Origin of the sequence: Anaerocolumna sp. MB42-C2, assembly GCF_030913705.1 — a bacterium.
Taxonomy (GTDB): Bacteria; Bacillota; Clostridia; order Lachnospirales; family Lachnospiraceae; genus Anaerocolumna.
On sequence record NZ_CP133190.1, the window covers coordinates 3997501 to 4012329 of the forward strand.

At 35.8% G+C, this 14829-nt stretch carries 13 protein-coding genes, 16 tRNA genes and 1 rRNA gene (1 of these 30 only partly in view); 28 read left to right on the forward strand and 2 right to left on the reverse strand.

Annotation, left to right across the window (positions count from 1 at the left end; all coding sequences use genetic code 11):
• From RBU59_RS17790 to RBU59_RS17855, 14 genes are all read left to right on the forward strand, one after another.
• Window positions 1-984: ribosomal RNA gene (locus tag RBU59_RS17790) — 23S ribosomal RNA — on the forward strand (it extends 1936 nt beyond the left edge of the window).
• An 82-nt stretch (window positions 985-1066) separates the two neighbouring features.
• A tRNA-Asn gene (locus RBU59_RS17795) sits at window positions 1067-1138 on the forward strand.
• Between the two features lie 88 nt (window positions 1139-1226).
• A tRNA-Glu gene (locus RBU59_RS17800) sits at window positions 1227-1298 on the forward strand.
• Window positions 1299-1332: 34 nt separating this feature from the next.
• Window positions 1333-1405 (forward strand) — tRNA-Thr (locus RBU59_RS17805).
• A 3-nt stretch (window positions 1406-1408) separates the two neighbouring features.
• Window positions 1409-1482, forward strand: a tRNA-Ile gene (locus RBU59_RS17810).
• 16 nt (window positions 1483-1498) lie between these two features.
• Window positions 1499-1572, forward strand: a tRNA-Asp gene (locus tag RBU59_RS17815).
• Between the two features lie 38 nt (window positions 1573-1610).
• Window positions 1611-1683, forward strand: a tRNA-Val gene (locus RBU59_RS17820).
• A 38-nt stretch (window positions 1684-1721) separates the two neighbouring features.
• Window positions 1722-1807, forward strand: a tRNA-Leu gene (locus tag RBU59_RS17825).
• Window positions 1808-1849: 42 nt separating this feature from the next.
• Window positions 1850-1923 (forward strand) — tRNA-Arg (locus RBU59_RS17830).
• Window positions 1924-2060: 137 nt separating this feature from the next.
• Window positions 2061-2132 (forward strand) — tRNA-Glu (locus RBU59_RS17835).
• A gap of 413 nt (window positions 2133-2545) precedes the next feature.
• Window positions 2546-3061, forward strand: a complete 516-nt coding sequence (locus RBU59_RS17840) for a DUF1700 domain-containing protein (RefSeq protein ID WP_308143843.1) — start codon at window positions 2546-2548, stop codon at window positions 3059-3061.
• Window positions 3062-3583: 522 nt separating this feature from the next.
• Window positions 3584-3835 carry a hypothetical protein gene (locus tag RBU59_RS17845; protein WP_308143844.1) on the forward strand — a complete coding sequence of 84 codons (252 nt, stop codon included), beginning with the start codon at window positions 3584-3586 and terminating at the stop codon, window positions 3833-3835.
• A 194-nt stretch (window positions 3836-4029) separates the two neighbouring features.
• Window positions 4030-4362: a rhodanese-like domain-containing protein gene (locus tag RBU59_RS17850; protein WP_308143845.1), complete on the forward strand. Its 333-nt coding sequence runs from the start codon at window positions 4030-4032 to the stop codon at window positions 4360-4362.
• A 287-nt stretch (window positions 4363-4649) separates the two neighbouring features.
• On the forward strand, window positions 4650-5813 hold the full coding sequence (locus RBU59_RS17855) for a THUMP domain-containing class I SAM-dependent RNA methyltransferase (protein ID WP_308143846.1): 1164 nt from the start codon (window positions 4650-4652) through the stop codon (window positions 5811-5813).
• 211 nt (window positions 5814-6024) lie between these two features.
• Here RBU59_RS17855 and RBU59_RS17860 read toward each other — a convergent pair whose 3' ends face one another.
• Entirely contained in the window at window positions 6025-6942 is a 918-nt protein-coding gene (locus tag RBU59_RS17860) for an alpha/beta fold hydrolase (protein WP_308143847.1), read from the reverse strand.
• A 622-nt stretch (window positions 6943-7564) separates the two neighbouring features.
• Here RBU59_RS17860 and RBU59_RS17865 point away from each other — a divergent pair.
• The 12 genes from RBU59_RS17865 (at window position 7565) to RBU59_RS17920 (ending at window position 12994) form a co-directional block, all read left to right on the forward strand.
• Window positions 7565-8884 (forward strand): N-acetylmuramoyl-L-alanine amidase family protein, encoded by a 1320-nt coding sequence (locus tag RBU59_RS17865; RefSeq protein WP_308143848.1) that lies wholly within the window; start codon window positions 7565-7567, stop codon window positions 8882-8884.
• Between the two features lie 10 nt (window positions 8885-8894).
• Entirely contained in the window at window positions 8895-9494 is a 600-nt protein-coding gene (locus RBU59_RS17870; RefSeq protein WP_308143849.1) for an XTP/dITP diphosphatase, read from the forward strand.
• Window positions 9495-9622: 128 nt separating this feature from the next.
• Window positions 9623-10102: a metallophosphoesterase gene (locus tag RBU59_RS17875; protein ID WP_308143850.1), complete on the forward strand. Its 480-nt coding sequence runs from the start codon at window positions 9623-9625 to the stop codon at window positions 10100-10102.
• 163 nt (window positions 10103-10265) lie between these two features.
• Window positions 10266-10340: transfer RNA gene (locus RBU59_RS17880), tRNA-Pro, on the forward strand.
• 72 nt (window positions 10341-10412) lie between these two features.
• Window positions 10413-10483, forward strand: a tRNA-Gly gene (locus RBU59_RS17885).
• 26 nt (window positions 10484-10509) lie between these two features.
• Window positions 10510-10583 (forward strand) — tRNA-Arg (locus RBU59_RS17890).
• A gap of 83 nt (window positions 10584-10666) precedes the next feature.
• Window positions 10667-10740, forward strand: a tRNA-His gene (locus tag RBU59_RS17895).
• A 17-nt stretch (window positions 10741-10757) separates the two neighbouring features.
• Window positions 10758-10829, forward strand: a tRNA-Gln gene (locus RBU59_RS17900).
• A 45-nt stretch (window positions 10830-10874) separates the two neighbouring features.
• A tRNA-Lys gene (locus RBU59_RS17905) sits at window positions 10875-10947 on the forward strand.
• A 24-nt stretch (window positions 10948-10971) separates the two neighbouring features.
• Window positions 10972-11051, forward strand: a tRNA-Leu gene (locus tag RBU59_RS17910).
• Window positions 11052-11411: 360 nt separating this feature from the next.
• On the forward strand, window positions 11412-11957 hold the full coding sequence (locus RBU59_RS17915) for a GNAT family N-acetyltransferase (RefSeq protein WP_308143851.1): 546 nt from the start codon (window positions 11412-11414) through the stop codon (window positions 11955-11957).
• A 179-nt stretch (window positions 11958-12136) separates the two neighbouring features.
• Entirely contained in the window at window positions 12137-12994 is an 858-nt protein-coding gene (locus RBU59_RS17920) for a DegV family protein (protein ID WP_308143852.1), read from the forward strand.
• An 85-nt stretch (window positions 12995-13079) separates the two neighbouring features.
• Here the strand turns inward: RBU59_RS17920 and RBU59_RS17925 are convergent, their stop codons facing one another.
• On the reverse strand, window positions 13080-13475 hold the full coding sequence (locus RBU59_RS17925) for a pyridoxamine 5'-phosphate oxidase family protein (protein ID WP_308143853.1): 396 nt from the start codon (window positions 13473-13475) through the stop codon (window positions 13080-13082).
• A gap of 150 nt (window positions 13476-13625) precedes the next feature.
• Between RBU59_RS17925 and RBU59_RS17930 the strand changes: the two genes are divergently transcribed.
• Both RBU59_RS17930 and RBU59_RS17935 read left to right on the forward strand, forming a co-directional pair.
• Window positions 13626-13976, forward strand: coding sequence for a winged helix-turn-helix transcriptional regulator (locus tag RBU59_RS17930; RefSeq protein ID WP_308143854.1), 351 nt, complete (start codon window positions 13626-13628; stop codon window positions 13974-13976).
• A gap of 70 nt (window positions 13977-14046) precedes the next feature.
• On the forward strand, window positions 14047-14769 hold the full coding sequence (locus RBU59_RS17935; protein WP_308143855.1) for a M48 family metallopeptidase: 723 nt from the start codon (window positions 14047-14049) through the stop codon (window positions 14767-14769).
• Window positions 14770-14829 lie beyond the last annotated feature (60 nt).

Here is a 14829-nt window from a genome sequence, read left to right on the forward strand (position 1 = left end):
ATAACGGTCCTAAGGTAGCGAAATTCCTTGTCGGGTAAGTTCCGACCCGCACGAAAGGCGTAATGATTTGGGCACTGTCTCGACAATGCACCCGGTGAAATTGAAATACCAGTGAAGATGCTGGTTACCTGCGCCAGGACGGAAAGACCCCATGGAGCTTTACTCTAGCTTGATACTGGGATTCGGTATTGCATGCACAGGATAGGTGGGAGGCTTGGAAGCTACGACTCCGGTCGTGGTGGAGCCACTGTTGGGATACCACCCTTGCAGTATTGGATTTCTAACATGTGCCCGTGATCCGGGCAGTGGACAATGTCAGGTGGGGAGTTTGACTGGGGCGGTCGCCTCCGAAAGGGTATCGGAGGCGCTCAAAGGTCTTCTCAGAATGGTTGGAAACCATTCGCAGAGTGCAAAGGCATAAGAAGGCTTGACTGCGACACCGACGGGTGGAGCAGGTAGGAAACTAGGACTTAGTGATCCGGTGGTATAAAGTGGGATTGCCATCGCTCAACGGATAAAAGCTACCCTGGGGATAACAGGCTTATCACTCCCAAGAGTTCACATCGACGGAGTGGTTTGGCACCTCGATGTCGGCTCATCGCATCCTGGGGCTGTAGTAGGTCCCAAGGGTTGGGCTGTTCGCCCATTAAAGCGGTACGCGAGCTGGGTTCAGAACGTCGTGAGACAGTTCGGTCCCTATCCGGCGCGGGCGTAGGATATTTGAGAGGAGCTGACCTTAGTACGAGAGGACCGGGTTGGACTGACCTCTGGTGGATCGGTTGTACTACCAAGTGCATGGCCGAGTAGCCAAGTCGGGAAGGGATAAACGCTGAAGGCATCTAAGCGTGAAGCCCCCCTCAAGATAAGATATCCCATAGCGTAAGCTAGTAAGACCCCTTGAAGACGACAAGGTGGATAGGTTAGAGGTGGAAGTGCAGTAATGTATGGAGCTGACTAATACTAATAGGTCGAGGGCTTGACCATAAAGTGTTTGTTCATAAATACTAATTTCTATGAAATCAAGAGATTTCAGTTTGTTGGATAAGATATTATCAAATGTAGTTATTCCTCGATAGCTCAATGGTAGAGCACACGGCTGTTAACCGTGGGGTTGTTGGTTCGAGCCCAACTCGGGGAGTTGGTACTCCAAAAGTTAAACTTACGAGTATATAAAAAATAAAATATTAATTGACAAGATATTGTTACTATGTTATAATTAATATTACGGCTCCATGGTCAAGCGGTTAAGACACCGCCCTTTCACGGCGGTAACAGGGGTTCAAATCCCCTTGGAGTCATTTTTTGATACTTAGATTCGTCCGATTACAACTTGCCGACGTGGCTCAATTGGCAGAGCAGCTGACTTGTAATCAGCAGGTTATCGGTTCGAGTCCGATCGTCGGCTTTTGGACCTTTAGCTCAGTTGGTTAGAGCAACCGGCTCATAACCGGTCGGTCCGGGGTTCAAGTCCCTGAAGGTCCACTTAAAAAATTAATATGGCCTAGTGGCTCAGTTGGTTAGAGCGCCGCCCTGTCACGGCGGAGGTCGAGGGTTCGAGTCCCTTCTGGGTCGTTTCTTTTCTATAAAGAAATTTAATAATTTATTCCCATGGGATCTTAGCTCAGCTGGGAGAGCATCTGCCTTACAAGCAGAGGGTCATAGGTTCGAGCCCTATAGGTCCCATTGAATCTTTGATTCAATATTGAACAATTTGTTCAAATGCCGGCGTGGCGGAACTGGCAGACGCACAGGACTTAAAATCCTGCGGGCCTAATCGCCCGTACCGGTTCGATTCCGGTCGCCGGCATTATATTAAGAAATTGTTTCAATGCAAATAAGTCAGTTGTACGTGCGTTTAGCTCAGCTGGATAGAGCGTCTGGCTACGGACCAGAAGGTCGGGGGTTCGAATCCTCTAACGCACATAGTCTAGAAATGATTAAGACTTAAATACGAGTTATTTAAGCCTTTTTTATTGTGTATAGGGTTGTTAAATAAAATTATTAAATTAAAGTAATTTTAGGTTTACAAATCAAAGATAGTATGATATAATTATTTTCTCGGCTCCATGGTCAAGCGGTTAAGACACCGCCCTTTCACGGCGGTAACAGGGGTTCAAATCCCCTTGGAGTCATTTTATTTAACTCTCTAATTCCATATCTATAGAGATATTCTTGAGAATTTTATTTAATAAAGAAATAATTATGACTTAAGTACATTTATACTTAGGTCTTTTTTTATTTCATAGGAAAGTTCTCCGAACTTCCCTATGAATAAAAAGCCCGACACTTCTTATTGAATATTACTTTTAATCCAGTAAAAAAGTTAACAATTTATAATTGTATGAGTACTCAGGTAAAGCACTAATTATTCCCTTCATAATTTATATTTAATTAAATGTTAATAATCGTAGTATTTACGCACTATATAAGATGTGTTAGAATAGAAATACTTATTAATCAGGAATTTACAGAAGGCAGTAATTCCACAGATGAGAACCTGTTAGGTGTAAGAGAGCTTTATTACAGGCATAGTTAGGAGGCATTTATGACTAAGAGTGAATTTATTGACGGTTTAAGAACTGCCTTAACCGGAGAACTCCCCGATTCTGAAATTACAAGTAATATTCGGTTTTATGAAGATTATATAAAAAGTAAAAGTAGTGATACGAGTGAAGAAGCAATTTTGGCACAATTGGGTGATCCAAGATTAATAGCCAAGACTATTATAGAAACTTATCAGATGAGTCATGGACCTTTATATAGCGGCTCTAAACACGATAAAGCTTATCAGGATGCACAAACTGCCGATGGTAGTTCCTATCAGGAATATAGAAGTAATTATGATGGTAATACAAGCGATTATGGAAAAGGGTTTAAGTTTAATATAAGCACTTCATTGAAGTGGTACCATAAGGTAATACTTATTGTCATAGCCATAGTCTTAATTGTATTGTTTTTTATTATCGGCGGTATATTATTACAGCTATTTTTTACTGTTGGTTTGCCTCTTTTAGTTGTATATCTTGGTTATAGATTAATCGTTAATAATTACAGACGGTAACTTTGTAATCTAAAAAAAGAATAGCATAAAAAATCTAAAATAAAGTAACTAAAACAGAATAACTAAAAACCCTGAAGATTCAGATTATTGATTTGGCCTCCATATATTAGACCTTAAATCTAACATATAGGAGGTCACATCATAGTTTTAATGAATTCAGGGTTTTTCTTATTTACTTTTTTACAAAGTGAAACGCCCGCGAGGGGGAGCCAGGCGGGCGTTTCGATGAGGGGAGTATAAATAATTAATAAGGGGTTATATAGTGTGTTAGGAGAAACACGAATGTAATCTCTTTAACACAATTACATTATAATACATTAAGAGATATAATGCAATAAAAAAAGATGAAAATTTATAAAAAATTTTAACTTAGAGATAAGTTAATTAGTTTAGCTAAGAAAAGGGATCTTCTTATATTATGTATTTTATTTATGCGATGAATATTTTCATATTAAATAGTTCATAATAGTTTATGTAATCTGAAAAACATGATTATAAACGATTATTAGGAGGTCAAATAAAATGGAAAACAAATTTAATGATGCAACAACAAGAAACAACGAAAGAAATTCTACAAATAATTCTTCTAGAAATGCTAATACTTCTAACACAACAGGTACTTCTAGAAACAATGAGAGAAACTCTACAAACAATAATTCACAGAATTATACAACGGGTACTTCCAGAAATTCAACATCTAATAGTACTTCTAGAAACAATGAACGAAATTCTAATACCTCTAACTTCCGTGATGCTAACGAAAGAGATAGATAGTAGTGAAGTAGTAAAATAAGTCTTCATCAGAGATGGAGACTTTTTTTAATTCATAATCCAAAGTTAACTTTTTTATATTAACTTAATAATAAATATCTGATTATAATAATGAGTAATAATTTTGACTATAAGCTACTTGATAATGATTATTATGTTTAATCCATGGCACTTGCACAATATGGGGTAAACGGAATATGATAGTAAAGGAATTGAAGGTGATGCTATTGACATTTGAAACTATTCGAGCAAAAGATGTTGAGAACTACATAGGTAGAGATAATGTACTAATCATCGATCTAAGAGAATCAAATGAATACAATAAAGCTCATATACCCACTGCGATTAATATTCCATATATTGATTATGAAAATAGAGAAATTACATTACCTTTAGATCAATTATTAATATTATATTGTGATAGAGGTAATTTAAGTTTATTGTTAGCAAGAGAATTAAGTAATGAGGGATATCAGGTTAAAAATATATATGGTGGCATACGTGCGTATAGAGGACAATTAGAGCGATAATGATAAAATATTATTTTATGGTAAATAATATTCAATGAGAAAAAATATTCCATTTATATTGTGTTTTATTAAAGTTTCTTAGTTATCAGATTAAAATAAGAAGTAACTAAATAATTATTTAACGGAGTCTGTTTGTTGAATTGGCATTTACAAACATTTAATCCATATGTTATAATCTATTGTCAGTTAAACCTCGACGGCCGCATGATTTATAAGCTTATTAAATGAAAAACCATAAATTATGCTGCTGTCTTTTATGTTATAAACGCAGATTGGAGTACAAAAAGATGAGCCGGTTTGAATTTTTAGCACCATGCCATTTTGGTTTAGAAAGTGTTTTAAAAAAAGAAATTGATAATTTAGGATATGAGGTTACACAGGTAGAAGACGGACGTGTAATATTTGCGGGTGATGAATCAGCAGTAAGCAGGGCTAATATTTTCTTAAGGACTACGGAACGTGTTTTATTAAAAGTAGATAAATTTAAGGCGGAATCCTTTGATGAGTTATTTGAAAAAACGAAAGCGATTCCGTGGGAAAATTATATACCGGTAAACGGCAAGTTTTGGGTTGCTAAGGCTACTTCAATTAAAAGTAAAGTTTTCAGTCCTTCCGATATACAGTCTATAATGAAAAAAGCAATCGTAGAACGACTTAAGAAAATATATAAAATTGAATGGTTTCCTGAAGACGGTAATGAATACCCGATAAGAGTTACATTTATGAAAGATGAAATAACAATAGGGATTGATACTTCCGGGGAATCTCTTCATAAACGCGGATACCGTAAACTTACCAGTAAAGCACCGATTACGGAAACTCTGGCAGCGGCGTTAATTCTGTTAACTCCCTGGAATAAGGACAGGATTCTGATAGATCCGTTTTGCGGCAGTGGCACGATTCCAATCGAAGCTGCTATGATAGGTGCCAATATTGCCCCTGGAATAAACCGGTCCTTTATATCTGAAAATTGGACAGATCTAATTCCCAAAAAAAACTGGTATTCCGCTATTGAGGAAGCTAATGATGTAAGACGTGATTCTGTTGAAATGACCATTCAAGGATATGATCTTGATGGAGAAATTATAAAAGCTGCAAGACAAAATGCTGCATTGGCAGAAGTAGATCAATATATACATTTTCAGCAAAGATCAGTAAGTGACTTAAGCCATAATAAAAAATATGGTTTTATTATTACAAATCCGCCGTACGGTGAAAGATTAGAGGATAAGGCAGATTTACCTGCCTTGTATAAGGAAATAGGAAGGACGTTTAATGCCTTGGATTCCTGGTCATATTTTATTATAACCAGTTATGAGGATGCACAAAAATATATTGGAAGAAAAGCAGATAAAAACCGTAAAATCTATAACGGTATGATGAAAACATATTTTTATCAATTTATGGGACCAAAGCCGCCCAAAAGAGAAAATAAAGAGAATTTACATTAGTTATAAAAATATAGATTATGGAAAATAATTTGAAGCAGAACAGTATAAAGTTAATATGTATTAGTCCAGAAAAACCAGAAAAACTAATATTGTGTGTTTTTCTGGTTTTTATCTAATAGGATTTAGGATTCGAGTGTCAAAAGTCATACAATTAATTTATAGTCGTAAAATAACACATCGATACCTCTGTATGGGTATGCTGCCTTATACTTTAAAGTTCTTGCAAAATCCAACTAAGAATGTCTTTCATTACCTCTTCCGCATTTATTTCCTGGAGCAGTTCATGTCTGCATTCCGGATAAAGTCTGCCGGTTAATCTCTTAAATCCCAATTTATTATACAAGGATATCAAATGTTTCACTTCTTTTCCGTAATTTCCCACAGGATCATGATCTCCTGAAATAATTAACAGAGGCAATGAATTGCGTGTATGTTTCATCATAGAGGTTTTGGTGGCATTTGACGCTAACTTTAAAAGATCATAATAAAAACTTATAGTACAGACAAAACCACAGTAGGGATCATGAATATAAGCTCCTACTGCCGGTTTATTTCTTGACAGCCAATCATAGGAGGTTCTGGTAATAAGTCGTGTATATGCTTTTCCTCCAAACATCATATTATTGAAGAAAGGTGAACGGTGCTCCGGTTTTGAGAGGACCTTTATCAGGGAAGCCAGGGCTATTCCGAATTTTGTTTTTAATTTAAAAGGGTGTGTAGTGCCGCATAAAATGGTACCATCTATTTCATCATATGACTGAATCACATTTCGAGCGATGAGAGAGCCCATACTATGTCCCATTATGAAAAGTTTTGTGGTTCTCTTATTTTTCTTTACATAATGTATTACTGATAAAGCATCATCCACCAGGATTTTATATCCTTTTTCTTTGGCTATAAACCCCAATTCTTTCATTTTTTTGTAAGTGCCATGTCCCCTATGGTCATATAAATATACATCTATCCCATGAGTATTCAAAAATTTAGCAAATGGTTCGTATCTTTTATGATGTTCGGCCATTCCGTGTAATATTATAACACTTGCTTTAGGCTCTATGGAACTGAAAAAATGAAATAATATGGTTTTATAACCGTCCTTTTGTGAGATTATCTCAGTATCGATATCCATTCTTTAACCCCTTTCCCATTATCTATATTCTATGCATTCCTTTGATTTATACTGATGCAGCTTAATCGAAATTGGATAATATAAGATGTTGTCTCTTCTCCAGTAGTCAAATTATCACATATTTTAGTAATATCCTATCCATAACCCAGTACAGCCTTGTTTAGTTTTCATATAAGTCGGTACCCACGATCTTCGCCGGTACCGCGCTGGTGTCAATCAGAGTATGTGAACGCCAGCCCTTGTTCCGCTCTTGCCCCAGGGTAGATATAAGACATTGATGTGAAACGAAAGTTATACAAGGCTGCACTAGTAACATATTCCTAATCTATAAATATAAGGTTAAGAAGGTTAAACGTAACCTCCGATATAAATTCCAGTAGAGCATTACCAACAGCTACAAATAATTATATAGCGGTTAAAGAGTCTATACTTAAATTATACATAAAACTGATAAAAAAAGCAAATAAATTCCATAATATGTAATTATATAATAATAATCGCTTAACAAATATACCCTGGAATAATATATTTGTAAAATTATAATAATATTTTTGTAACATAAAAAACTATATTGTAGAATTGTAAAATGCATAGTATAATTTCCATATCAGGGGGAAACTAGATGGATGAAAAACTTCTAAAACATATGGCCAGAAACAGCCTTGCATTAATGGTGCTGGTTATATTTTTATCTTCTATTCTATCAAATTTAGGACAGTATAAGATATTCGCAGACAGCGATCAAAATGACGATATAATGGAAGAGAAGAAAGAGGTAAAGAATGGTGCACTTATTAATACAGATACCGGTAAAACAGAGTCTGCTGATACATCCATCCGGGAACTTCTAGGTGATAAATATTTAATTATTAAGAAACCAGATAAAGAATTATATAATATAAACTTAGAAGATTTATATATGGAAAGAAGTATCCGTCTTGTTATAACTGATCTAAAAGAAGATAAGTTTAATGGAACATCCATTTTAAGAGTTAATCAGGGTTATGAATTTGATGGTATACCGGATAATGAAACAACAGATACCTCGGTACCGGTTAAAGTGGAAAAAAGTAACACAAAAGAGAAATCAAGGCCTGATGCTGCCATTTTCAACAGTAAATCAAATAATAAAAATATTCTGGTACCTGAAGTAATTTCGGCAACTGGTAAGATAACGGCTTATGGAACGGACCCGTCAAAGGTTACCTCAGATCCTGTTAAAAATTTTAATATTAGCTATATACAGGATAAATCCTCAGCTCTTTACACTGCTTCCATAGAAATAACTCTGGATTTTGTATATGCACCTATCTTATATCAGGATGAAGAATATATTTATGTCGACTTAAAACGTCCCAAAGATATATACAATAAAATTGTTGTAATAGATGCCGGGCATGGAGGAAAAGACTGTGGTTCTTTTTCACAAGGTGAGAAATATTATGAAAAAGACATGAATCTCAGCTTAATTAAGGATATAAAAGAAATACTGGATAAGGAAGATATAAAAGTTTATTATACAAGAACTACAGATAAAACCATATTCTTAAACCCCAGGGTTAATTTTGCAAATGATGTGGGAGCAGATCTATTTATAAGTTTACATTGTAATTCCAGTGAATCGGCACAACCTTACGGTTCTGAGGTTTTATATAATGAAAAACAGCAGGGTAACGGATTTGAATCAAAAGATTTAGCAAAGATCGCGCTGGAAGAAATAACAGATGTGACACACAAAGTTAACCGTGGACTGGTACCTGCAAGTGAGATGGTTATTGTGGGTAAATCCAAAGTTCCTGTGGCTTTAATTGAAGTTGCTTTTATGTCCAACCAAGAAGACTTAGATTTCTTATTAAAAGAAGAAAATAAAAAAAAGATTGCCAAAGCAGTTCATCAGGTTATTTTAAGGTCATTTAAGGAATTAGAAAAAGAAACTGAATAGAGGAAGGCGAATGAACAATAGGTTAATTTTTGCAACAACCAATGAAGGAAAAATGAAAGAAATCCGTATGATTCTAAAGGATTTAAACTATGAAATCGTATCAATGAAAGAAGCAGGAATTTTTATTGACATCGTTGAAGATGGCAGTACATTTGAGGAAAATGCAGTTATAAAAGCAAAAACGATTATGGAAATGACCGGAGAAATGGTACTGGCAGATGACTCAGGGCTTGAAGTAGACGCAATGGGTAAGGCACCGGGGATTTATTCCGCCCGTTTTCTGGGAGAAGATACATCTTATGAGATAAAAAATAATTATATACTTGAGCAGTTAAAAGATTTGCCCGAAGAAAAAAGAAGTGCAAGGTTTGTCTGCGCCATAGCCTGTGCATATCCTGGTGGCGAAGTGGTAACCACCCGTGCGACCATAGAAGGCTTCATAGGTCACGAAATTATTGGGGATAATGGGTTTGGATATGACCCTATATTCTGGGTACCTGAGTATGGATGTACATCAGCCCAATTATCTACAGAAATTAAAAATAAAATCAGTCATCGTGGCAAAGCGTTGGAATCGATGAAAGATATAATAAAGAAGAAATTGAAATAGACAGCTATTTATGGGTTTTTGCTAAATAACTCTATATAGAGAAGTTATGGAAGCAATTTTAATTTAACCCTGATTTAAGGATTTACTAGGAGTTAAATCACACCGATGATTAGTTCACGGGAGTTAATATGAAAATAATGATAGTAAGTGATTCACACGGCAGAAATACTAATTTAGAGAAAGCATTGGAAAAAGTAAAACCAATTGATTTATTTCTGCATCTTGGTGATTTTGAAGGCAGCGAAGATTATATCAGGTCTATAGTACCCTGCAAGATTGAAATGGTACCCGGGAATAATGATTATTTTACTGGTCTGGAGAAGGATAAAATTATAAACATAGGTAGGTATACAATATTCTTGACTCATGGGCATCGATATGGAGTTAATTTCGGTACAGAGAGGTTAAAGGATATTGCAATGCAATATGGAGCCGGTATTGCCCTATTTGGACATACCCACCGGCCTTTGATTGACTTGAGCAGTAATATATGGGTCATTAATCCCGGTAGTATTACACAGCCAAGACAGGAGAACGGAAAACCGTCCTTTATCATAATGGACCTTGATTCAAACGGACAAGCTCATTTTACTTTGAATTATATTTAATATATTGGTTAACAATATATACAAATGGCTTAAATGCTGATTTTACAGCATTTATTGTTCAAAAAATAAAAACTGCTAAAAAATTAAAAAAGTTGTTGACATTAAGGTATCTCTATTATATAATAGTTCTTGCGTCACGGAAGACATCATAAACACAGCAACACGGGGTGTGGCTCAGCTTGGCTAGAGTGCTTGATTTGGGATCAAGAGGTCGCAGGTTCGAATCCTGTCACCCCGATTGTATTAACTGTAGTAAGTGATTGTAAAGAATAGATATTTAGCACTTCCCAAGATTTGTACAGACAAATATGCGGGTGTAGTTCAATGGTAGAACACTAGCCTTCCAAGCTAGATACGTGGGTTCGATTCCCATCACCCGCTTAATATGCGTTAAGCATATTTAAAGTGTGCTAGTAGCTCAGTTGGATAGAGCAATGGCCTTCTAAGCCATGTGTCGGGGGTTCGAATCCCTTCTGGCACGTTTTTTTATCTCAGCCTATAAGTTTAAGCAGTAAGAATAATAATTTATAAGCGGACAAGATAAAATAAGCGTAATTGAATATGGTGGGTATAGCGCAGTTGGTTAGCGCGCCAGATTGTGGCTCTGGAGGCCAAGGGTTCGAATCCCTTTATCCACCTTATGGTAGTTTACCATTGGGCTGTCGCCAAGCGGTAAGGCACAGGACTTTGACTCCTGCAGTCGCTGGTTCGAATCCAGCTAGCCCAGTTTCCGGTTTTATCTATCGGAGAACATTAGTGCGAAGCATCATATGGGATATTAGCTCAGTCGGTAGAGCACTTGACTTTTAATCAAGGTGTCCCGGGTTCGAATCCCGGATGTCTCATTTTATTATTTTATAATAAAATAAGCGGATGTGGCGGAACTGGCAGACGCGCTAGACTTAGGATCTAGTGGGAGACCGTGCAGGTTCAATTCCTGTCATCCGCAGTAAATTAGAAGCTACATTTTTGTTGGTAATAAACCAATGAAAGGGTAGCTTTTTTCTTATCTGAAATAGTAATTGAAGTTTGAAGTACCCAAGGTGGTGCTGCATTTTTGCCTTGTTAGTACTGAACGTGATATATTCTCGCTGACTGGTAATTGTAAAAATCAGAGCTTTTGGTTTTACCTTATTAAAAAGAAAAAGTAACTTATTGTTGATCTATTTATTTTGACATGATAAAATAAAATTACTTGTCAGAGGACTTGTAATCATAATTGATTATTTAAGTGGGATAAGATCCGAAAAGGTCTTTTCCCACTTTTTGTTTTTTAGCTTGTTTATTTGAAATGGAGGAGAAAAAGATAATGTTTATTAAAACTGCCAGAATTCTCATTCGAGATTTCGAAGAAAAGGATATAGCTGGATTGTATGAATATCTTGCTGCACCATCTGTAAATTGCTTTTACAGTGAAAGAGTGAAATCTTACGAGGAAGCTTTACAAAAATTAAAAGAAAGACAAAGCGGAGAGATTTACGGTAACTGTTATGCAGTTTGTTTGCTCGACTCTGATTTAATTATTGGTGAAGTGTTTGCAAAGAAAGAAGAACCGGATACTTATAGTGTGGGATGGCACTTTAATTTGAAATACGGCAGAAAAGGATATGCTACAGAAGCGGCGGAGGCGCTATTCAACGATCTGTTTCAAAAGGATGCAAGAAGAATTTACGCCTATACAGAGGATAATAATATCCCATCGCAAAAACTTTGTGAACGGCTTGGAATGCGAAAAGAGGGGCTGTTTCTTGAGTTTATATCTTTTATAAACAATTCCGATGGAACCCCGCACTATGAGAATACTTACCAGTATGCTATTTTGAAAAAAGAGTGGAAAAACTTGTCTTTAGATTGAAAAGTTTATAATAACGTGATAATATGGTTTTGAACACTACTATATGTAATGTTAAAGCCGCAATATAAAACTTGGGATAATCTGGTTTAAAGTAAATCAACTGTTTCAGAATGTTTAAGTGGAATACAGCGGTGAAGAATATTATGGAAAACATATATATAGAAGGAGAACTGTATTTCATGGAGAAGATTGCACTAATAACGGATTCGGCTTGTGACATAGATACTGAGACAGTCAAAAAATACAATATTCGTATTTTACCCTTTAAGATTATATACAGTGACAGGGAATATACGGACAAGATTGATATTACACCGGAAGAGATTTATAATAATATGATAAATGAAATTCCTAAGTCTTCCTTACCGGCAATGGAGGACATAGAGACTGTATATAAATCCCTGGCGGAAGAAAACTATACCCATGTTATTGCAATTGTTATTTCAAGTGGTCTATCGGGTACTTATAATGCTTTTAAACTAGTCAGTGAACAATTTCCTAATATTAGATCTTATGTATATGATACAAAATCGACCTCAGTATGTGAGGGTATCCTTCTGAAGAAATGCGGAGAATGTATAACGGCTGGCAAAAGTTTTGAAGAAATAATAAGTTGTATTCCCCATATCAAAAAGAAAATGCATTTTCATTTTGTATTTGGCACCTTAGAATATGCCAAAAAAGGCGGGCGTATTGGAAGAATATCCGGAACGATCGGCGAGTTTCTAGACATTAAACCTATCGTTGGTTTTGATGATGAATATGGACAATGTTTCACTTATGCAAAGGTAAGAGGCCGGAATAAATCTCTTAATAAACTGGTCGAAATCGGTAAAGAAAGAACTGAGATAAAAAATTGTGATGCATATATTGTCCATGGAAATTCAATCGAAGATGCTACGAAAGTTTATGAATCACTAAAGAAGCTGCCAGGTATAAAAAATGTTTATCTGATAGGACAGATCAGTGCAATCGTTGGTGTATATTCCGGACCCGGTACCATTGGGGTATGTTACGTTGAAAATGAACAGGTATAATAATAAACTAAAAAGCCCCTGTAAGCGGTGACACTTATTAAGACGTGTTACAATTTACAGGGTCCTTTTATAATAGGAAGATTTGCTATAAGCTTATTACTTCCGGTTCACCTGCAAAGGAATAAATCGTAGCAGTTGCTTCTGTAAAATAGAGTACTTCATAGATACCGTCATCTGCTTTATACATATTTTGAAGACTTGGAACGGCAGTAAGCATGGCTTCTCTGGCTTCTTTTCTGTTATCCGGTATCAGTTTACCGGAGAGTCTTAACCATCGACCATCTTGGCTCATAGCTGAGATTTCAACTTTTGGATTTTTCAATATTTGAGCATAAACCTCTTTTTTGTTGTTTGTACAAATATATGTTTTTCCTTCCCATTCCATTACCGCGCCGAATGGGCGTACCCTTGGTTGGTCATTATCCAGTGTTGCTAAGAAAAAAGTTTGACTGTCTGCTAAAAATTGTGCTGCTTTATTCATGATATTGTCCCCTTCCATGAAGTGTGATATAATGATTTACGGATTAATTATAACAGATATAAAAGATATAACAAGTACGATAAGTTTTGTTGGTTAGTATAAAATAGATACTGTTAATATAAAATGAATAAAAGGAGAATAGGTGAAAGAATGGAATATGAGTTTGATCTTTACGGAAAATGTCCATATACAACAGCTCAAAAAATATTTTCGGGGAAATGGGCAATATTGATTATCTATCATTTATGTGAACGAACACTTCGTTTCGGAGAATTGCAAAGGAAAATTCCTGGAATCACCCAGGCTGCCTTGACAAAACAGTTACGTACTCTGGAGGAATACGGCTTAATTCACCGTTATGTTTACCCGGAAATCCCCCCTAAAGTAGAGTATTCTCTTACCGATATTGGAAAGGAATTCATTCCGGTTCTAGAACAGTTCAATAATTTCGGTACGAAGTATATTACTTATTTACAAAAAAAGGAGAATAGTAATAAATGAATCGTAGGACGGCCTGCATATAGCAAGCCTTGTTCCTTAACTATCCAGCAAACTCAGGAGAATTAAATATATGGCAGAAACGATTAACATAGGGAATATAAGTATTACTTATGAGCTTATTCGAAAAAAGGTGAAAAATATTAACTTACATGTAAAAGCAGATGGAAGAATCTTGATTACTGCTAATAACAGGGTAAGTAAAAAATATATTGAAGAATTTATTATAAGAAAAGCAGATTGGATTGACAAGGCCAGGAAACGGTTCGAAAGCCGTGAAATGAGTTATAATGGGGATTTTAAGCCGCAAGATGGGGAAAATATCAGACTTCTGGGAAAGGATTATACGGTTTCTATCAGACATTCCGATAAGAAGGCAATTGAAATCGGAGATAACTTTATAGTTATATATACCAAATATACGGATGAGGAGAGAAAAATTAAAACCTTGTGGGACAGATGGTATGCTGCATTTATAAAGGAAGTATTTCATCAGGTTGTTATAGATCTGTATCCAAAATTTCGTGTATATCAGATAGAAATGCCCATTATTAAGACAAGGAAAATGAAAACCAGGTGGGGTTCCTGTGCAGTATATGGAGGTAGGATTACTTTAAACACCGCACTGATTCATACACCCATAGAGTGTATTGAATATGTAGCGGCTCATGAACTTACTCATTTTCTGCAGCCAAATCACAGCACCAAATTTTATCAGATGCTTGAAATTATTCAGCCGGATTATAAAGCAAGAAAAAAACTCTTGGAGAGTCAGCCTATAACCTACTCTAATTAATTTGATTAAAAATGCTAAATATACTTCGATTGCTACAATATGTTATACTTGATTTTATTC